Annotated in this window: 16 protein-coding genes; 11 read left to right on the top strand and 5 right to left on the bottom strand. The window is 61.5% G+C overall.

Annotated elements, in window-relative coordinates; translation table 11 throughout:
- Window positions 1-10 precede the first annotated feature (10 nt).
- The 3 genes from AC1RR7_RS10155 (at window position 11) to AC1RR7_RS10145 (ending at window position 2,555) form a co-directional block, all read left to right on the top strand.
- A complete protein-coding gene (locus AC1RR7_RS10155; RefSeq protein WP_493157290.1) occupies window positions 11-1,606 on the top strand; it encodes a GMC family oxidoreductase in 1,596 nt (531 codons plus the stop codon).
- Window positions 1,607-1,721: 115 nt separating this feature from the next.
- Window positions 1,722-2,201: a pantetheine-phosphate adenylyltransferase gene (gene coaD / locus AC1RR7_RS10150; protein WP_003229157.1), complete on the top strand. Its 480-nt coding sequence runs from the start codon at window positions 1,722-1,724 to the stop codon at window positions 2,199-2,201.
- Window positions 2,202-2,303: 102 nt separating this feature from the next.
- Window positions 2,304-2,555 carry a YfhL family 4Fe-4S dicluster ferredoxin gene (locus AC1RR7_RS10145; protein WP_003195146.1) on the top strand — a complete coding sequence of 84 codons (252 nt, stop codon included), beginning with the start codon at window positions 2,304-2,306 and terminating at the stop codon, window positions 2,553-2,555.
- 38 nt (window positions 2,556-2,593) lie between these two features.
- On the opposite strand, the gene AC1RR7_RS10140 is transcribed toward AC1RR7_RS10145, so the two are convergent.
- The 3 genes from AC1RR7_RS10140 to AC1RR7_RS10130 form a co-directional block, all read right to left on the bottom strand.
- Window positions 2,594-2,917, bottom strand: coding sequence for a multidrug transporter (locus tag AC1RR7_RS10140; protein ID WP_102619681.1), 324 nt, complete (start codon window positions 2,915-2,917; stop codon window positions 2,594-2,596).
- 69 nt (window positions 2,918-2,986) lie between these two features.
- A complete protein-coding gene (gene mutM / locus AC1RR7_RS10135) occupies window positions 2,987-3,799 on the bottom strand; it encodes a bifunctional DNA-formamidopyrimidine glycosylase/DNA-(apurinic or apyrimidinic site) lyase (protein ID WP_102619680.1) in 813 nt (270 codons plus the stop codon).
- A 25-nt stretch (window positions 3,800-3,824) separates the two neighbouring features.
- Window positions 3,825-4,637, bottom strand: a complete 813-nt coding sequence (locus tag AC1RR7_RS10130; protein WP_173861305.1) for an HDOD domain-containing protein — start codon at window positions 4,635-4,637, stop codon at window positions 3,825-3,827.
- Between the two features lie 266 nt (window positions 4,638-4,903).
- Between AC1RR7_RS10130 and AC1RR7_RS10125 the strand changes: the two genes are divergently transcribed.
- The 5 genes from AC1RR7_RS10125 (at window position 4,904) to ilvD (ending at window position 11,896) form a co-directional block, all read left to right on the top strand.
- The gene (locus AC1RR7_RS10125; protein WP_096817544.1) at window positions 4,904-6,100 is read left to right on the top strand and encodes a class I SAM-dependent rRNA methyltransferase; all 1,197 of its coding nucleotides are present in this window, start codon (window positions 4,904-4,906) and stop codon (window positions 6,098-6,100) included.
- 436 nt (window positions 6,101-6,536) lie between these two features.
- Window positions 6,537-7,610, top strand: a complete 1,074-nt coding sequence (locus AC1RR7_RS10120; protein WP_493157288.1) for a SagB family peptide dehydrogenase — start codon at window positions 6,537-6,539, stop codon at window positions 7,608-7,610.
- Window positions 7,607-8,563 (top strand): diiron oxygenase, encoded by a 957-nt coding sequence (locus AC1RR7_RS10115; protein ID WP_493157286.1) that lies wholly within the window; start codon window positions 7,607-7,609, stop codon window positions 8,561-8,563. Before AC1RR7_RS10120 ends, AC1RR7_RS10115 begins: the two co-directional genes overlap by 4 nt.
- Window positions 8,556-9,788, top strand: a complete 1,233-nt coding sequence (locus tag AC1RR7_RS10110; RefSeq protein WP_493157284.1) for an MFS transporter — start codon at window positions 8,556-8,558, stop codon at window positions 9,786-9,788. Before AC1RR7_RS10115 ends, AC1RR7_RS10110 begins: the two co-directional genes overlap by 8 nt.
- 266 nt (window positions 9,789-10,054) lie before the next feature.
- On the top strand, window positions 10,055-11,896 hold the full coding sequence (gene ilvD / locus AC1RR7_RS10105; RefSeq protein WP_096817537.1) for a dihydroxy-acid dehydratase: 1,842 nt from the start codon (window positions 10,055-10,057) through the stop codon (window positions 11,894-11,896).
- A 105-nt stretch (window positions 11,897-12,001) separates the two neighbouring features.
- Here the strand turns inward: ilvD and AC1RR7_RS10100 are convergent, their stop codons facing one another.
- Entirely contained in the window at window positions 12,002-13,063 is a 1,062-nt protein-coding gene (locus AC1RR7_RS10100; RefSeq protein ID WP_493157282.1) for an HAD family hydrolase, read from the bottom strand.
- Between the two features lie 240 nt (window positions 13,064-13,303).
- On the opposite strand from AC1RR7_RS10100, the gene AC1RR7_RS10095 reads away from it, so the two are divergent.
- The gene (locus AC1RR7_RS10095) at window positions 13,304-14,695 is read left to right on the top strand and encodes an L-cystine transporter (protein ID WP_085689555.1); all 1,392 of its coding nucleotides are present in this window, start codon (window positions 13,304-13,306) and stop codon (window positions 14,693-14,695) included.
- Window positions 14,696-14,839: 144 nt separating this feature from the next.
- Here the strand turns inward: AC1RR7_RS10095 and AC1RR7_RS10090 are convergent, their stop codons facing one another.
- Window positions 14,840-15,352 carry a dihydrofolate reductase gene (locus AC1RR7_RS10090; RefSeq protein WP_102619674.1) on the bottom strand — a complete coding sequence of 171 codons (513 nt, stop codon included), beginning with the start codon at window positions 15,350-15,352 and terminating at the stop codon, window positions 14,840-14,842.
- 85 nt (window positions 15,353-15,437) lie between these two features.
- Between AC1RR7_RS10090 and AC1RR7_RS10085 the strand changes: the two genes are divergently transcribed.
- Entirely contained in the window at window positions 15,438-16,811 is a 1,374-nt protein-coding gene (locus AC1RR7_RS10085) for a DUF2868 domain-containing protein (protein WP_493157280.1), read from the top strand.
- Window positions 16,804-18,189, top strand: coding sequence for a GTPase/DUF3482 domain-containing protein (locus AC1RR7_RS10080; RefSeq protein WP_493157278.1), 1,386 nt, complete (start codon window positions 16,804-16,806; stop codon window positions 18,187-18,189). Before AC1RR7_RS10085 ends, AC1RR7_RS10080 begins: the two co-directional genes overlap by 8 nt.
- The last annotated feature ends 68 nt before the right edge of the window (window positions 18,190-18,257 follow it).

Raw genomic sequence — 18,257 nt, 5'->3', positions numbered from 1 at the left:
AGCCTGATTGATGCCCGTACCTGACCCGTTTCGCGAAGGCCTTGCCCGTGGCTGGAAAACCTACAACGGCGCACAACTGACCGACGACCTGACTCTGGAAGCCGACGTGGCCATCATCGGCAGCGGTGCCGGCGGCGGCACCACGGCGGAAATCCTCAGCGCCGCCGGTTATAAAGTGCTGCTGATCGAAGAAGGTCCGCTCAAGACCAGCAGCGACTTCAAAATGCTGGAAGACAAGGCCTACAGCAGCCTCTATCAGGAAGGCATCGGCCGCATGAGCAAGGACGGCGCGATCACCATCCTTCAGGGCCGCGCGGTCGGCGGCACCACCCTGATCAACTGGACATCGAGCTTCCGAACCCCCGAGCCGACCCTCGAACACTGGGCCAAAGAACACAACGTCAAAGGCCACAGCCCCGTCGACATGGCGCCGTGGTTCGAAAAAATGGAACAGCGCCTCGGCGTCGCCCCGTGGATGATTCCACCCAACGCCAACAACGACGTGATCCGCAAAGGCTGCGAACAACTGGGCTACAGCTGGCACGTGATCCCGCGCAACGTGCGCGGCTGCTGGAATCTGGGTTATTGCGGCATGGGCTGCCCGACCAACGCCAAACAATCGATGATGGTCACGACCATTCCGGCGACCCTGGAAAAGGGCGGTGAACTGCTTTATCTGGCCCGCGCCGAAAAGCTCTTGATCAGCGGCGACAAAGTGACCGGGCTGCAATGCGTGGCGATGGACGAACGCTGCGTCGAACCGACCGGACGCAAGATCACGATCAAGGCCCGCCATTACGTGCTGGCCGGCGGCGGGATCAACAGCCCTGCCCTGCTGCTGCGCTCGGATGCGCCGGATCCCCATCAACGCCTCGGCAAACGCACCTTTCTGCATCCGGTGAACATGTCCGCCGGGCGCTTCGACGACGTCATCAACCCGTTTTATGGCGCGCCGCAGTCGATCTACTCCGACCACTTCCAGTGGAAGGACGGCACCACCGGGCCGATGGCCTTCAAACTCGAAGTGCCGCCGCTGCACCCGGCGCTGGCTGCCACCCTGCTCGGCGGCTTCGGCCAGGAAAACGCGCAGCACATGGCGGATCTTTCGCACACCCACGCCATGCTGGCGTTGCTGCGTGACGGCTTTCATCAGGACAGCCAGGGCGGCAGTGTCGAATTGCGTGGCGACGGCTCGCCGGTGCTCGATTATCAGGTGTCGTCCTACGCCTGGGACGGTTTGCGCCGGGCCTTCCACGTCATGGCCGAAATCCAGTTCGCCGGCGGCGCCAAAGCGGTGATGCCGATGCACGCCGATGCGCGCTACGTGAACAGCCTGGCCGAGGCTCGCGAAATGATCGACGGCTTGAGCCTTGAGCTGTACCGCACACGCCTGGGCAGTGCCCACGTCATGGGCGGTTGTGCAATGGGCGAAGACCCGAAAACCGCCGTCACCGATAGCCTTGGCCGGCATCATCAACTGCGCAATCTGTCGATTCATGACGGCTCGCTGTTCCCCACCAGCATCGGCGCCAACCCGCAGCTGTCGGTGTATGGTCTGACGGCGCAACTGGCGACATCCCTCGGCGAACGGCTGAGAAACCCGTGAAAAAGCCGAAGATTCGTACCGTCTATAGTGCTTTCTTACCCAAAAGGCGACTTGGCCGACCGGGACGGCTGCGATACCATCCGACTCCCCAACGGATTCCCGCCAGGACGACGCGATGAACCGAGTGTTGTACCCAGGTACCTTCGACCCTATTACCAAGGGCCATGGCGATCTGGTCGAACGCGCCTCGCGCCTGTTCGACCATGTGATCATCGCCGTCGCCGCCAGCCCCAAGAAGAATCCGCTGTTCCCGCTGGAACAACGGGTCGAGCTGGCTCGCGAGGTCACCAAACACCTGCCGAACGTGGAAGTGGTCGGCTTCTCGACGCTGCTGGCGCATTTCGCCAAAGAGCAGAACGCCAATGTGTTCCTGCGTGGTTTGCGCGCGGTGTCGGACTTCGAATACGAATTCCAGCTGGCCAACATGAACCGCCAACTGGCACCGGATGTGGAGAGCCTGTTCCTCACCCCGTCCGAGCGTTATTCGTTCATTTCCTCGACGCTGGTGCGGGAAATTGCAGCCCTGGGCGGCGATATCAGCAAGTTCGTCCACCCGGCGGTGGCTGACGCCCTGACCCTGCGCTTCAAGAAGTAACGACCGTTCAAACGGCGCCCGCGTGCACTGCGGGCGCCAATGCGGCACAATTGCGCGCATTGATTTATTGCGCCCGGGCCCGCCGCCCCGGCTGGAGTTAGCATGTCCCTGATCATCACCGACGATTGCATCAACTGCGACGTCTGCGAACCTGAGTGCCCGAACGCCGCCATTTCCCAGGGCGAAGAGATCTACGTGATCGATCCAAACCTGTGCACCCAGTGCGTCGGCCACTACGACGAGCCGCAGTGCCAGCAGGTCTGCCCGGTGGATTGCATTCCACTGGACGAAGCCCATCCGGAGACTGAAGAACAGTTGATGGAGAAGTACCGCAAGATTACCGGCAAGGCTTGAGCCTCTGACCCCGATCGCAGCGCCAGGCTGCGATCGCGTCATTCACGCTGCTCGAATCCTTCCCCGGTACAGCCCAGGCAGCGCACGAACGCCGCTTTCGCCGGTGCCACCACCAGCGCCTCCCCCGCATCGCCGACGCCGCCACCCAGCGCGGTAAACGGCAACGACACCACAAACGCCCCCGCACCGATCACCGTCGCCGCCACCAGCAAGGGGCGGGCAATCAGCAGATCGCCAATCATGGCGTAGGCCGGTGGATTCTGGATGGCGTATCGCGGGTCACCGCTGCCGCCTTCCGTGGCATGAACGGTCAGGCCGGAACACAGCAGCAGTGCGAGGAACAGGGCTTGCGAGGATTTCATGGCACGATCCTTCGGGCTGAACAGTGAGACAACTCACTATAGACCGTAGGACTTTTTCAGCTTTTGCGCTCAGCTTTGGCAGCGCGGGCAGAAGACGCTGGCGCGCTGACCCAGTTTCACTTCCCGCAGACCGGTGCCGCAGACTTTGCAGTGCTCGTTACCACGCCCGTAGACAAACAGTTCCTGCTGGAAATACCCCGGCTGCCCATCGCCACCGATGAAATCACGCAACGTAGTGCCGCCACGTTCGATGGCGGCGGCGAGGATGCGCTTGATCTCGATTGCCAGCTTCAGATAGCGCGCCCGGGAAATGCCCTTGGCTTCTCGACGCGGATCGATACCGGCGGCGAACAGCGCTTCAGTCGCGTAAATGTTGCCGACGCCCACCACCACTGCGTTATCCATGATGAACGGTTTGACCGCCATCGACCGCCCGCGTGACAACTGGAACAGCCGCTCGCCATCGAACAGATCGGTCAACGGCTCCGGCCCCAGGCGAATCAGCAATTCGTGATTGAGCGGGTCGGTACTCCAGAGCATCGCGCCGAAGCGCCGCGGATCGGTGTAGCGCAGGGCCAGGCCGGATTCCAGCTCGATGTCGACATGCTCGTGTTTGGCCGCCGGCAGCCCGACTTCAACCAGCCGCAGATTGCCCGACATGCCCAAATGGCTGATCAGCGTGCCGACCTCGGCGTTGATCAGCAAATACTTGGCGCGCCGCTCGACCAGCACGATGCGCTGCCCGGACAGGCGCACATCGAGGTCTTCGGGAATCGGCCAGCGCAGCCGCCGGTCACGCACGATCACCCGGCTGACGCGCTGGCCTTCCAGGTGCGGGGCGATGCCGCGGCGGGTGGTTTCGACTTCCGGCAATTCAGGCATGGGTGTCTCGAATCAGTTTGCTAAATCAATGTGCACCAAGTTCGCGGATCGTCTGCTTCAACGTTTCGAAGTCGTAATCCGAGAGGCCGATGTATTCGAGCACCAGCGGCCCGACGGCCTGCCATTCGAAGTCTTCGGTCTGGTTGCCCAGCACCCGATACGAGGCGCAGATGTGCTCGGCCATTTTCAGGATCGCCAGCAGGTTTTTCATCTGGCTGTTGCGTGAAGTCTCGTCGCTGAAGATCGCCATCGCATTATGGTGGTTGGCGATGGCCGCGCTGACGTGTTCCGGCAGGCGCCAGGACTTGGCGGTGTAGTAACCGACCACCGAGTGATTGGTGTTGTAGACATCGTTCTCGGTGTCCACAACCCGGCGTTCGGCACCCGCGTTGGCATAGGCCTCTTCGAGTGTCTTCATGTAATCCGGGAAACGCTGGAGCATCAGCGGCACACCGCAGTCATGGAACAGGCCCAACGCATAGGCCTCGTCGCTCGCTTCGGTGCCGACGCGCTTGGCCAGGGTCAGGCAGGTCATGGCCACGTCCTGGGCGGTATCCCAGAAGCGGTTCAGGGTGACGATGGTGTCATCGTTCATCTCGCCCTTGATCGACATCGCGTTGATCAGGTTGATGATCGAACGACTGCCCAGCAGGTTCACCGCGCGCTTGATCGAAGTGATCTTGTTGCTCAGGCCGTAATACGGCGAATTGACGATTTTCAACAGAGAGCCGGACAGGCCGGGGTCCTGGGAGATCAGCTTGGCGATCGTCTCCAGATCCGGGTCGGGCATGTACTGCTCCATTTGCAGATCCACCATGATCTGCGGTTGCGCAGGCACGCTGATGCCTTGCAGGGACTGTTGAATCTGTTCGGTGGTCAGCTCTTGGGACATAAGTACACACTCTGGGACAGGCGGCGATTCTAACCCCTAAAAACCGACGAACGACACATCGGGGGCAGATCGGCGGAAACTTTCATTCAAGACCATTTGGCCAATTCTGCCTTCATCCGCTGACAGGCCGGGCTTGCGCGCCACATGTCCAGCACCGAACCCGCGTGCAGCGCAACACGGTATACTCCCGCTCTTTTTTCCGGAGCGACGTCATGTCCCTGCCTAGCTTGCGCCTCAAAGCCAACGCCGACCGTCGCCTGCGCGCCGGTCACCTGTGGATCTACAGCAACGAAATCGACGTGGCCGCGACCCCGTTGCACGGCTTCAAGGCCGGCGACCAGGCGATCCTCGAAGCCGCCGGCGGCAAGCCGCTGGGCATCGTCGCCATGAGCCCGAACAACCTGATCTGCGCCCGCCTGCTGTCGCGCGACATCAAGCTGCCGCTGGACAAGTCGCTGCTGGTGCATCGCCTGAACGTGGCCCTGTCCCTGCGCGATCGCCTGTTCGACAAGCCGTTCTATCGTCTGGTCTACGGTGATTCCGACCTGCTGCCGGGTCTGGTGGTCGACCGTTTCGGCGACATCCTCGTGGTGCAGATCGCTTCGGCGACCATGGAAGCGCATAAAGATGACGTGATCGCGGCGCTGACCCAAGTGCTCAAGCCAAGCGGCATCCTGTTCAAGAACGATTCCGCCGCCCGTGATGCCGAAGGCCTCGAGCGCTACACCGAAACCGTGTTCGGCCTGGTGCCGGAGTGGGTGGCGCTGGAAGAGAACGGCGTGAAATTCGAAGCTCCGGTGATTCAGGGCCAGAAAACCGGCTGGTTCTACGACCACCGCATGAACCGCGCGCGCCTGGCCCCTTACGCCAAAGGCAAACGCGTGCTGGACCTCTACAGCTACATCGGTGGCTGGGGTGTGCAGGCTGCCGCATTCGGCGCCAGCGAAGTGTTCTGCGTCGATGCCTCGGGTTTTGCCCTCGACGGTGTTGAACGCAACGCCGCGCTGAACGGCTTCGCCGACAAGATGACCTGCATCGAAGGCGACGTCTTCGAAGCCCTGAAGGAACTCAAGGCCAGCGAAGAACGCTTCGACGTGATCGTTGCCGACCCGCCTGCGTTCATCAAACGCAAGAAGGACATGAAAAACGGTGAAGGCGCCTACCGCCGCCTGAACGAGCAAGCCATGCGCCTGCTCAACAAGGACGGCATCCTGTTCAGCGCTTCGTGCTCGATGCACCTGCCGGAAGACGACCTGCAGAACATCCTGCTGACCAGCGCCCGTCACCTGGACCGCAACATCCAGCTGCTGGAGCGTGGTGGTCAGGGCCCGGATCACCCGGTGCACCCGGCCATTCCGGAAACCCGCTACATCAAGAGCATCACCTGCCGTCTGCTGCCCAACAGCTAACGGTATCGATGCATAAAAGAAGGGGAGCCAACGGGCTCCCCTTCTTTTTGCCTTCCGTTATTGGCTTTCCTACATTTATCGTCCGGTCAGCGTGCAGGACATTTCCTTACATCCATCATTTACCAATATCTAACTTACAAGACCTTTTCAAGCGGAAGATCACTCCGACAAAATTACTGGAATATTCCTACTTAATATCCGCTTGCGATTAATCCATTACAAACTATTATTAAGTCGTCACCACGAGGTGGCACTCAACAAATAACGAAGCCTCAATGAACAAGGAGTTCAAACATGAAAGCAATTACTCTGGAATCCCGCAAAATCGCAAACCTGGCTTTTCTGGTTGCACCTAAAACCCGATAAGTAAGGCGGCGCTGGGTATTGCCGGCTACCCAGCGTCTTTGATGACCTATCCAGAGAGCCTTGCCTTAACATGCAAATAAATCCCTATCTATTCATATTGCCGCGCACGCCAGGACAAATAGTCTGGAACTATAAAGATCACACGCAACATGAACTCGATCTGGACTATTCATCTCGCCTGGCACAACTAATCCACAACCCCGAGCTGTACGACAACGACAACATCATAGATACACAGTTACTCAATGCCGGGATACTGACAGTATCGGCAATAAACAATCCCGTCTGGGGTTGGGATGAACTGTCGAAGATTTATCACATCGGCACCCGCAACATTCCCTGCGAATATATTCCGGACAACATTCATGAATGGGCCAGACAATACCTGGAACATTGCAACGAAGTGCTCGCCTCCTCGCCCCCGGCCGATGACACGGCTGAGCGCCCCCCAGGCAGACGCATCGCTCTCCCCGCGCCGTCGACATTGAATGACGACAGTCTGTCGAACGCCCTGACCCGGCGAAAAACCTGCCGGTCCTTCACCGGTTCAGCCGTTCGGCTGAGTGATGTCGGCTCCTTGCTGTACCTGACTCTCGGCTATCTGCGCGAGCGCGAAGGCGATTGCGACGACAGCGTCGCCGAAGGACTCGACGCCCGCCGCAGCAGCCCTTCCGGTGGCGGGCTCAATGCCTGCGAAGGTTACCTGCTGATCCAGAACGTCGAAGGACTGGCACCTGGCGTATATGCCTATCACCCGACCGAACACGCCTTGAGCCTGATCAACCCGTCGCCCGACACAGCGCTGGGCAATCTGCTGGGAGGCCAGCACTTCATCAACAACCTGCCACTGGGCCTGTTCATCACCGCCCGTTTCGACAGGCTCTGGTGGAAATATCCCCACTCGCGCGCCTACCGAATGGCGTTCGTCGAGGCCGGGCATCTTTCACAGACGTTTCAACTGGCCGCCACCGCGCTAGGCATGAACACCTGGCTGACAGGTGCATTCGCCGACGATCAGGTCGACACATTGCTGCAACTGGAGAACGGTACCGAGCAGCCGCTGTTCTTTGTCGGTTGCGGCGAAAGCGACGGTCAGGCGATGTGCCAGGAAATGCGCGACCTGTTGCGCGAGACGCCAGCATGAGCCTTCTCTCCCAAGCCCCGGCCTCCGAGTTTTCACTGGGCGACTGGAACACCCGCGCTTCGGTGCGAATCAGCGCCCACGATTACCGCTTGCCGGCTGACATCGCGCAACAACTGGAAACCCGTCATTGGTTCCCGCCGGCATTTCTGCCCTATCTTGCCCACCCGGCCATCGAAGCGGCGGGCCGTTCGGTAGTGCATCGGCTCACGGCCAGTCATCTGGTGCATTTTCTCGACTACACCACGTTGCTTGAACACCGCATCGTCAATCGCGCCGTGGAAGTCATCGTCCACGGCGAACTGCCGGTCGATGTTCCGCCCTCCATGAAAACCGCCGCACTGCAGCTCTACACCGATGAGGGCTACCACGCCCTGTTTTCCCATCAGGTCGCGGAACAGATCGCCGGGTTCTACGCCATCACCGGGCGCCCGGTGATGCCCAGGCGCATCACGCGGATGGAAGGGCTGATCGCCAGAACGCCTCAAGAGCAGCGACCGCTGACAGGGTTCCTGCTTGGCTTCGTCTCGGAAACCATCATTGCCCGGGAGCTGCTCGACGTCTGCCGGGACAGCCTGGTGTCCGGGGTCAACGACATGCTGCGCGATCACCTCGCGGACGAAGCGCGCCACAGTCGCTACTTCACTGAAGTGTTCCACTACCTCTGGCTGCACCTGGGCGCGCAACAACGAACCTTCGCCGCCGCCACCCTGCTTGAGATCCTCGGGATCTTCTTCGAAATCGATGAACCGTGGCTGCGACAAAGCCTGTGCAACGCCGGGATTGCCGACAGCGTCGTGCCGGAGATACTCGGCAAGCTGGTAACGGTGCAAGCCACCCGATCGCGCGCACGGGCAGGCAGCGTCGCCACATTGAACGCACTGAAGAAAGCCGGATTTTTCACTGAACCTCAAAACCAGATACTTTTCGCCAAGGCAGGATTGATCGATGGATAAAGGAAAATCCGGGGTGACGACCCGACAACGTCGCGGGGCCGTCAGCCTGTTGCTGGCGATGGTGTTGCTGGGTGTATTTCCGCTCGATGTCCTGCTGCCTTCGTTCCCGGCGCTGGCCGAACACTTTCGCAGCACTCCGGCGGACATCGCACTGTCCATCAGCCTGTTCGCCGTCGGCATCGCCTTCGCCCAGTTGCTGATCGGGCCGCTGTCGGATGTGATCGGTCGCAAGGGGCTGCTGCTCGCCGGCATGAGCGTTTCAATGCTCGGTGCCCTCGGGTGTGTGATGACCTCGGACTATTCGCTGTTCCTGATATTCCGGGTCGTTCAGGCGCTGGGTTGCGGTTGCTTCGTGCTGTCCCAGGCGCTGGTCCAGGATCTGTTCGAAGGCGAGGAGCGCGATCGCCTGCGAATCCTGATGGTCACCGCCGGCGGGATTTTCATCTCGGTATCACCGCTGGCAGGGACTTTCATGCAGGCAACGTTGGGCTGGCGAGGCAGCTTCTGGGTGTTCATCACATTATCCGCCGTAGTGCTGCTCAAGGCCTGTCTGTTTCTGGAGAACACCCGACCGACCACCCGTGGCACACGTACGAACTTCCTCACGGCTTACCGACGGGTTCTAGGGGATTTCGACTTCGTCGGCTACTGGCTGATTTCGGCATTCGCGTTCGCCTGCCACTTTTCATTCATCGTGATCTCGCCGCTGATCTTCATGGACCGGCTGCAATTGTCCGCCTACGAATTTTCCTTGATCCTGCTGATCTACGGTGCGGCGTACGTCACCGGGGGCATCCTCGCCAGCGTGCTGAGCAGGCGCATCACCAGCGGCCAGCAGATGGTCGTCGGTTTGAGCCTGATCCTGTTCGCCGGTGTGACCATGCTGTACCTGTCGTCGAGCTTTGCACTGGCTCCGGCGACAGTGCTGATCCCGATGCTGATCTGCACCGCCGGCACCACCATCGCCCGACCGGCCGCCACCTCACGGGCCATGGGCCTGTTTCCGGACATCGCCGGCACCTCGGCCTCGGCCGGCAGCACGATCATTTTCATCTGCGGCGGTTTGATCAGTGCCTTGATCAGTCTGAGCCCGACCAACCTGCAATCCACCCTGGGCTACAGCTTTGTCTTGCTCAGTGGTGTGGCGCTCGCCTTGAACAACCGGATCAGCCGTCGCGCCAGAATCCTGCAAACCGGTGCCATCGCACAGCCGGGCGGCGATTAAACCTGCCAGTCGTCATTCCACACGGGGCGTCAGCGCTGGAACAACGTTTTGCGCCATTCCCTCCTGACGCCAGCGGTGTAGAATCGCGAGATTCATCGCCATTCATCCCCGGCGGGTTTATGAGCTCAGGCTGAGACCAGCGGCGATCCCGCAACGTCATCGGCAACTTCAGGACACACGGCCATTTCTGAGTGTTCCAGACGTCAATAGAAGCTCACTCCCCTTTTGCACCTGATTAGTAAGTGATTAGCCGCCCGGAGTGCTCCATGCCAGATTACCGTTCGAAAACATCCACCCACGGCCGCAACATGGCCGGCGCCCGCGCACTGTGGCGCGCCACCGGGATGAAAGATGACGACTTCAAGAAGCCGATCATCGCGATTGCCAACTCCTTCACCCAGTTCGTACCGGGCCACGTTCACCTGAAAGACCTGGGCCAACTGGTTGCCCGTGAAATCGAACGCGCCGGTGGCGTGGCGAAAGAATTCAACACCATCGCCGTGGACGACGGCATCGCCATGGGCCACGACGGCATGCTGTATTCGCTGCCGAGCCGCGAGATCATCGCCGACTCCGTCGAGTACATGGTCAACGCCCACTGCGCCGACGCCATCGTCTGCATCTCGAACTGCGACAAGATCACCCCGGGCATGCTGATGGCCGCCCTGCGCCTGAACATTCCGGTGATCTTCGTCTCCGGCGGCCCGATGGAAGCCGGCAAGACCAAACTGGCCAGCCACGGTCTCGACCTCGTCGACGCCATGGTCATCGCCGCCGACTCCAGCGCTTCTGACGAGAAGGTTGCCGAGTACGAGCGCAGCGCCTGCCCGACCTGCGGTTCGTGCTCCGGCATGTTCACCGCCAACTCGATGAACTGCCTGACCGAAGCCCTGGGCCTCGCATTGCCGGGCAACGGTTCGACCCTCGCCACCCACAGTGACCGCGAACAGCTGTTCCTGCAGGCCGGCCGCACCATCGTCGAACTGTGCAAACGCTACTACGGCGAGAACGACGAGTCGGTACTGCCGCGCAACATCGCCAACTTCAAGGCGTTTGAGAACGCGATGATGCTCGACATCGCCATGGGCGGCTCGACCAACACCATCCTGCACTTGCTGGCCGCTGCCCAGGAAGCCGAGATCGCGTTCGACCTGCGCGACATCGATCGCCTGTCGCGCGTAGTGCCGCAGCTGTGCAAAGTCGCGCCGAACATCCAGAAGTACCATATGGAAGACGTGCACCGCGCCGGCGGCATCTTCAGCATCCTCGGTTCGCTGGCCCGTGGCGGCCTGCTGCACACCGACCTGCCGACCGTGCACAGCCGCAGCATGGAAGAAGCCATCGCCAAGTGGGACATCACCCAGACCGACGATGAAGCCGTACACCACTTCTTCAAGGCCGGCCCGGCAGGCATTCCGACGCAGACCGCGTTCAGCCAGTCGACCCGTTGGGAAACCCTGGACGACGACCGCGAAAACGGCTGCATCCGCAGCTTCGAGCACGCCTATTCGAAAGAAGGCGGCCTGGCCGTGCTGTACGGCAACATCGCCCTGGACGGCTGCGTGGTGAAAACCGCCGGCGTCGATGAATCGATCCACGTCTTCGAAGGCAACGCGAAGATCTTCGAAAGCCAGGACAGCGCCGTGCGCGGCATCCTCGCCGACGAAGTGAAGGAAGGCGACATCGTCATCATTCGCTACGAAGGCCCGAAAGGCGGCCCGGGTATGCAGGAAATGCTCTACCCGACGTCGTACCTGAAATCCAAAGGCCTGGGCAAAGCCTGCGCCCTGCTGACCGATGGCCGTTTCTCCGGCGGCACCTCCGGCCTGTCCATCGGCCACGCTTCGCCAGAAGCTGCAGCCGGCGGCGCGATCGGTCTGGTGCAGGACGGTGACAAGGTGCTGATCGACATTCCGAACCGCTCGATCAACCTGTTGATCAGCGACGAAGAACTGGCTGCACGCCGGGTCGAGCAGGACAAGAAGGGCTGGAAACCGGTGGAAATACGTCCACGCAAAGTGACCACCGCCCTCAAGGCCTACGCCCTGCTGGCCACCAGCGCCGACAAGGGTGCAGTGCGCAACAAGGCGATGCTCGACGGGCTGTAAGCGTCAAATCGCAGAAACAAAATGCCCCGCCAAGTGCGGGGCATTTTTTTTCCTTCAGTTTGATCGTTCCCACGCTCTGCGTGGGAACGATCATAGTAGAAAGGATTACTGAATCTCTTCCGGCTTCACGATCACCCAGTTCTTGTCCGCCGTCACCGGCAAACCTTCCTTCGCCTGCGCCGCTGCGTGTTTGGCCATCATGCCGTTGAGCTGGGTCATGTACTTGTCCTTGCGGTTGACCCACAGGTGAATGCCGCCCTTGGCCACGTCGACGCTGTGGAACAGCATGTAGCCGTCGCTGCTCGGGGTGTCGCCGCCCACCAGCACCGGTTTTTTCCATTCGTCGATGTAGGTCAGGATCGCCGCGTGCTTGCCGGCCATCCAGGTCGCCGGGGTCCACAGGTAAGGCGTCAGTTCCAGGCCGAGGTTGGCCTTCTCGTCATACTTGCCAGCGGTGATCTGCTTGCGCGCGGTGGTCAGTTCGCCAGTCTTCGGGTCTTTGAGCAGCAGCGATACACCGATCACGTTCTGCGGTTTGACGTTGTAGCCGTACTTCGGATCGGCCGCGACCATCCGCACCAGTTCTTCGGAGGCGGCGGTCATCACGTAGACCTCGATGCCGTTCTCCATCAACTTGTTGTACAACTCGGCCTGACCGGCGAAGACTTTCGGCGGCTGGACGTCGAGGTTCTTCACCACATCGCCATCGTAATAAGTCGCCGGCACCGGTTTGCCCGACGCCATCAGCTCATCGACGTAGCCTTTGAGTTCCTTGAGGGTGAAGCCGGAAAACACCTGCGCAACCCATGGATAGCAAACCATGTCGTCGACTTCGCAGAGGCGATAGTAGTAGCTGAACAGGCTTTCCTTGTGGTCGGCGGTGTCCTTGAACGGCATCAGTTTCAGGGAGGGGTCGAGTTTTTCGCGGGTGATCAGGCCCTTGTTTTCCATGAACGGCAGCAACGACTCTTCGAGGTCGTAGCGGTAGCTGGTGTTGTCCATGTCGAACACAGCGTAGTTACCCTTGTTGGCATTGGCGGCGATCATCGCGTCCAGCGCCTTGGCCTGATCCGCCGGCCAGTGTTTCAGGTCGGTGGCAAACGCCTGAGTGGCCAGGCCCATCCCCACAGTCAGCGCGACAGCCAGAAATTTCGGTGCAAACTTCATGGACACTTCTCCCTGAGTCAAAGAAATCGACGCTAACAAATAAATGTGACAGTCCTCGTCTGTCAGCGACCGTCCGCGTCCCTTCCGCGCCAGTTGCATCCCCGAGAGCGACACACGCTTATTCCAAAAACGACGGACGACCTTCGATTTCGGTATTAATTCATTGGAAATCAAACTGTTAGGCTTGCCGGTTCGCAACAGCCCCGGAAGGTTGTTGGCACAGTCTTTTCTGGAGTCCTCATGAATCTGCCTCTGATTCTCAACTTGCTGGTGTTCCTCGCCCTGCTCTTCGGCCTGGCGCAAACCCGTCACACCTCGTGGAGCCTGGCGAAAAAAGTCTTGCTCGCGCTGGTGCTGGGCGTGGCATTCGGCGTCGCGCTGCACACGATTTACGGTGCCGGCAACCCGGTGCTGAAAGCCTCGATCGGCTGGTTCGACCTGGTCGGCAACGGTTACGTGCAACTGCTGCAAATGATCGTGATCCCGCTGGTGTTCGCCTCGATCCTCAGCGCCGTGGCCCGTCTGCACAACGCTTCGTCGCTGGGCAAGATCAGCTTCCTGACCATCGGCACACTGCTGTTCACCACCGCGATTGCGGCGCTGATCGGCATCGGCCTGACCAATCTGTTCGGCCTGACCGCCGAAGGCCTGGTCGCCGGCACTCAGGAAATGGCCCGTCTGCAAACCATTCAGACCGACTACGCCGGCAAGGTCGCCGACCTGAATGTGCCGCAACTGCTGCTGTCGTTCATCCCGCAGAACCCGTTCGCCGACCTGGCCCGGGCCAAGCCGACGTCGATCATCAGCGTGGTGATCTTCGCCGCGTTCCTGGGGGTTGCCGCGCTGCAACTGCTCAAGGATGACGTCGAGAAAGGTCAGAAAGTGATCAACGCCATCGACACCCTGCAAGCCTGGGTGATGCGTCTGGTGCGTCTGGTGATGAAGCTGACCCCGTACGGCGTGCTGGCGCTGATGACCAAAGTCGTTGCCGGCTCCAACCTGCAGGACATCATCAAACTCGGCAGTTTTGTGGTGGTGTCGTACCTCGGTCTGGGCCTGATGTTCGTGGTGCACGGCCTGCTGGTGTCGGCGGCCGGGATCAACCCGCTGCGCTTCTTCCGCAAGATCTGGCCGGTGCTGACCTTCGCGTTCACCAGCCGTTCCAGCGCCGCGAGCATCCCGCTGAGCATCGAAGCGCAGACCCGTCGTCTGGGCATTCCGCAATCGGTTGCCAGCTTCGCCGCATCGTTCGGTGCGACCATCGGCCAGAACGGCTGCGCCGGTCTGTACCCGGCAATGTTGGCGGTGATGGTTGCGCCAACGGTCGGCATCAACCCGCTGGATCCGCTGTGGATCGCGACGCTGGTGGCGATCGTGACCTTGAGTTCGGCCGGTGTGGCGGGCGTGGGTGGCGGTGCGACTTTCGCGGCACTGATCGTGCTGCCGGCCATGGGCTTGCCGGTTTCGCTGGTGGCGTTGCTGATTTCGGTCGAGCCACTGATCGACATGGGTCGTACGGCGCTGAACGTGAGTGGTTCGATCACCGCTGGCGCGATTACCAGCCAGGTGATGCAGCAGACCGACAAGGCCCTGCTGGATGCCGATGAGCATGCGGAGCTTGCTCAGGCTTGATTGACGTTGTAGCGAGGGAGCGTGCTCCCTCGCTGATCGTTCCCACGCTCCGCGTGGGAATGCAGCCCGTGACGCTCTGCGTCACTGGACGCGGAGCGTCCCTAGAGGCATTCCCACGCAGGAGCGTGGGAACGATCAATTGAGCTAAACCCGCTCCCAGACTTCGAAGTTGTAAGCCGGTTTGTCGCCTTCAGCCGGATTCGGCACGTTCGACACCAGCTTCCACTGGTTGAGATCGAACTCCGGAAACCACGCATCGCCTTCCGGGCTCAGTGCCACACGGGTCAGATACAAGCGATCCGCCTGCGCCAGCCCCTGCGCATACAGTTGCGCCCCGCCAATCAGCATCAATTCGTCGACGCCCTGCTCTTTCGCCCACTCTTCGGCGCGAACCACGGCAGCTTCCAGCGACGGATAGACTTCCGCCCCTTCCAGCACCAGATCGGCCTGACGGCTGACCACGATATTCAAACGGCCCGGCAACGGACGACCCAGCGAATCCCAGGTCTTGCGGCCCATGATGATCGGCTTGCCGAGCGTCGTGGCCTTGAAGTATTTGAAGTCCCCCGGCAGGTGCCAGGGCATGCTGTTGTCGACGCCGATCACGCGGTTTTCACCGAGGGCTGCGATCAGGCTGAGGGGGAGTGATTTAGTCATGCCGGCGAGGATACCAGAGCCGCGCTTACCCCGATAAGCGCCACAGCGGTTATGCTCACGGCTCAATCAAGCAACGGGATGCCGCGTGACTGAACTGACTCCACTGCAAAACCTCTGGCTCACCGAAACCGTGCGCCTGCGCGAAGAACACGCAGGCCCGCTGGACGATCTGGAAGCCAATCGCCTGGCCCGCGCGGCCGGCGGCGATCTGCCGAGCCGCATTCAACGCCGCGCCCTGTGGCTGGCCGAGCGCGATGGCCTGACCTCTGCGCTCAAGCACTGGCTGCAAGGCGCCCGTCTGGCGCTGGTGCTGCTGGCGATCTTCGCGGTACTGAGCGGCGCCGGCCTGGCTTTCGCCGCACTGGGCCAGACGCCGGTCAATGTGTTCTGGGCGCTGGGCAGTCTGCTCGGGCTGAACCTGATTCTGCTGTTGAGCTGGGCGCTGGGGCTGATCTTCGCTGGCGAACACGGTGCCACCCTTGGCCGCTTGTGGCTGTGGCTCAGTGAAAAACTCGCCCGCGATGCCAAGGCTGCGCAACTGGCGCCGGCCCTGCTGTTGATGCTGCAACGCAAGAAGCTCAATCGCTGGGCGCTCGGCTCGCTGGTCAATGGCCTGTGGCTGCTGGCGATGTTCAGCGCGCTGGTTTTGCTGCTGACGCTGATGGCAACCCGGCGCTACGGCTTCGTCTGGGAAACCACGATTCTCAGTGCCGATACGTTCATCAACATGACCCAGGTCCTCGGCACATTGCCGGCACTGCTGGGCTTCAACGTGCCGACCGTAGACATGATCCGCGCCAGCGGCGACACCGCGCTGAACATCGAAAGCGCCCGACAGGCCTGGGCGACCTGGCTGGTCGGCGTGCTGGTGGTGTACGGCGTGCTGCCGCGCCTGCTATTGGCGCTGTTTTGCTTCTGGCGCTGGAACAGCGGCAACGCTGCGTTGCGTCTGGACCTGAACCTGCCCGGCTACGCCCAACTGCGCGAACGCCTGATGCCGACCAGCGAACGCCTCGGCATCACCGACCCTGAGCCTGCGCAACTGCACCGCGTCGAAAGCGCCGTCAGCGAACATGCCAGCGATGGTGCGTTGCTGGTGGCGATCGAGCTCGACGATCAACACCCATGGCCGCCGGCGCTGCCGAAGAACGTCAGTAACGCCGGCATCCTCGACAGTCGTGAATCACGCAACAAACTGCTCGAACAGCTCAGCCGTTTTCCGCCGGCACGCCTCGCGATTGCCTGCGATCCGAGACGCTCCCCGGATCGCGGCAGCCTTGCGCTGATCGCCGAGCTGGCGCGCAATGCCGCCGCGACCCGAATCTGGCTGTTGCAGGCGCCGCCGGGACAAGGACTGGACGCCGAACGCCTCGGCGACTGGCACGTGGCGCTGCAACAACTCGAACTGCCGTTCGCCGATTGCGCCCCGTTGAACTGGCTGGAGCACGGACATGACTGATGCCTGGAAAGCGCCGCTGAAACTGGCCGTGGTCGGCCACACCAACGTCGGCAAGACTTCGCTGCTGCGCACCCTGACTCGCGACGTCGGTTTCGGCGAAGTCTCCCATCGCCCGAGCACCACGCGGCATGTCGAGGGCGCGCGGTTGTCGGTGGATGGCGAACCGTTGCTCGACCTCTATGACACACCGGGTCTGGAAGACGCCATCGCCCTGCTGGATTTTCTCGAGCGCCTGGAACGCCCCGGCGAACGCCTCGACGGCCCGGCGCGGTTGGCGCGGTTTCTCGACGGCAGCGAAGCGCGCCAGCGTTTCGAACAGGAAGCCAAAGTGTTGCGGCAACTGCTCGACTCCGACGCCGGCCTGTATGTGATCGACGCCCGAGAGCCGGTGCTGGCCAAGTACCGCGATGAACTGGAGGTGCTGGCCAGTTGCGGCAAGCCGTTGCTACCGGTGTTGAATTTCGTCAGCAGCGCCAATCACCGCGAACCGGACTGGCGTGAAGCGCTGGCGCGTCTCGGCCTGCATGCGCTGGTGCGTTTCGACAGCGTCGCCCCGCCCGAGGACGGCGAGCGGCGGTTGTATGAAAGCCTCGCACTGTTGCTGGAAAACGCTCGCCCACAACTTGAACGCCTGATCGCCGATCAACAGGCCCAACGCCTCGCCCGCGAGCAAAGTGCCGCGCGCCTGATTGCCGAATTGCTGATCGACTGTGCCGCCTGCCGGCGCAGTGTGGCGAGCAACGCCGAGCAGGAACAACAGGCCGTCAGCGAACTGCGCAAGTCCGTGCGCCAACGCGAGCAGAAATGCGTCGAAGCGCTGCTCAAGCTCTACGCCTTCCGACCGCAAGACGCCGCGGCCAGTGATTTGCCGCTGCTCGACGGGCGTTGGGGCGATGACCTGTTCAATCCGGAAACCCTCAAGCAACTGGGCGTGCGGGTCGGCGGCGGGATTGCGGCCGGTGCGGCGGCCGGCGCCGGGGTGGATCTGCTGGTGGGCGGCATCACCCTCGGCGCCGCCGCCCTGGCCGGCGCGATTGCCGGCGGCGCCCTGCAAACCGCCCGCAGCTACGGCAATCGCCTGCTGGGCAAGATCAAGGGACAAAGGGAGCTGACGGTCGACGACAACGTGTTGCGCCTGCTGGCGCTGCGTCAACGGCAACTGCTGCAAGCGTTGAATGCCCGTGGCCATGCGGCGCTGGACAGCATTCAGGTGGCGACGCCACAGGACAAGACCTGGCGCGAAGGCAAGTTACCCGAAGCGCTGAACAAGGCGCGGGCGCATCCGCAGTGGTCTTCGCTGAATCCGCATCCGAAGCTGAATCAGGCTGAGCGGCAGGAGCAGATTGAGTTGTTGGAGGGGAAGGTGCTTGAGCTTTAATCCCCAAACCCTCACCCCAGCCCTCTCCCGGAGGGAGAGGGAGCTGACCGTGTTGTTCTTGGGTCATA

Source organism: Pseudomonas sp. GW821-FHT11G12 (assembly GCF_058808055.1).
This window is presented reverse-complemented; position numbering and strand designations above follow the sequence as displayed.

What these genes read in the sequence shown, in the direction of transcription:
- AC1RR7_RS10140 (WP_102619681.1), bottom strand. Translation starts at nt 2,917, where the DNA reads ATGAAATCCTCGCAAGCCCTGTTCCTCGCACTGCTGCTGTGTTCCGGC.
- AC1RR7_RS10115 (WP_493157286.1), top strand. Translation starts at nt 7,607, where the DNA reads ATGAGCCTTCTCTCCCAAGCCCCGGCCTCCGAGTTTTCACTGGGCGAC.
- AC1RR7_RS10155 (WP_493157290.1), top strand. Translation starts at nt 11, where the DNA reads ATGCCCGTACCTGACCCGTTTCGCGAAGGCCTTGCCCGTGGCTGGAAA.
- AC1RR7_RS10095 (WP_085689555.1), top strand. Translation starts at nt 13,304, where the DNA reads ATGAATCTGCCTCTGATTCTCAACTTGCTGGTGTTCCTCGCCCTGCTC.
- AC1RR7_RS10145 (WP_003195146.1), top strand. Translation starts at nt 2,304, where the DNA reads ATGTCCCTGATCATCACCGACGATTGCATCAACTGCGACGTCTGCGAA.
- AC1RR7_RS10080 (WP_493157278.1), top strand. Translation starts at nt 16,804, where the DNA reads ATGACTGATGCCTGGAAAGCGCCGCTGAAACTGGCCGTGGTCGGCCAC.
- AC1RR7_RS10090 (WP_102619674.1), bottom strand. Translation starts at nt 15,352, where the DNA reads ATGACTAAATCACTCCCCCTCAGCCTGATCGCAGCCCTCGGTGAAAAC.
- AC1RR7_RS10110 (WP_493157284.1), top strand. Translation starts at nt 8,556, where the DNA reads ATGGATAAAGGAAAATCCGGGGTGACGACCCGACAACGTCGCGGGGCC.
- mutM (WP_102619680.1), bottom strand. Translation starts at nt 3,799, where the DNA reads ATGCCTGAATTGCCGGAAGTCGAAACCACCCGCCGCGGCATCGCCCCG.
- ilvD (WP_096817537.1), top strand. Translation starts at nt 10,055, where the DNA reads ATGCCAGATTACCGTTCGAAAACATCCACCCACGGCCGCAACATGGCC.
- AC1RR7_RS10100 (WP_493157282.1), bottom strand. Translation starts at nt 13,063, where the DNA reads ATGAAGTTTGCACCGAAATTTCTGGCTGTCGCGCTGACTGTGGGGATG.
- coaD (WP_003229157.1), top strand. Translation starts at nt 1,722, where the DNA reads ATGAACCGAGTGTTGTACCCAGGTACCTTCGACCCTATTACCAAGGGC.
- AC1RR7_RS10125 (WP_096817544.1), top strand. Translation starts at nt 4,904, where the DNA reads ATGTCCCTGCCTAGCTTGCGCCTCAAAGCCAACGCCGACCGTCGCCTG.
- AC1RR7_RS10120 (WP_493157288.1), top strand. Translation starts at nt 6,537, where the DNA reads ATGCAAATAAATCCCTATCTATTCATATTGCCGCGCACGCCAGGACAA.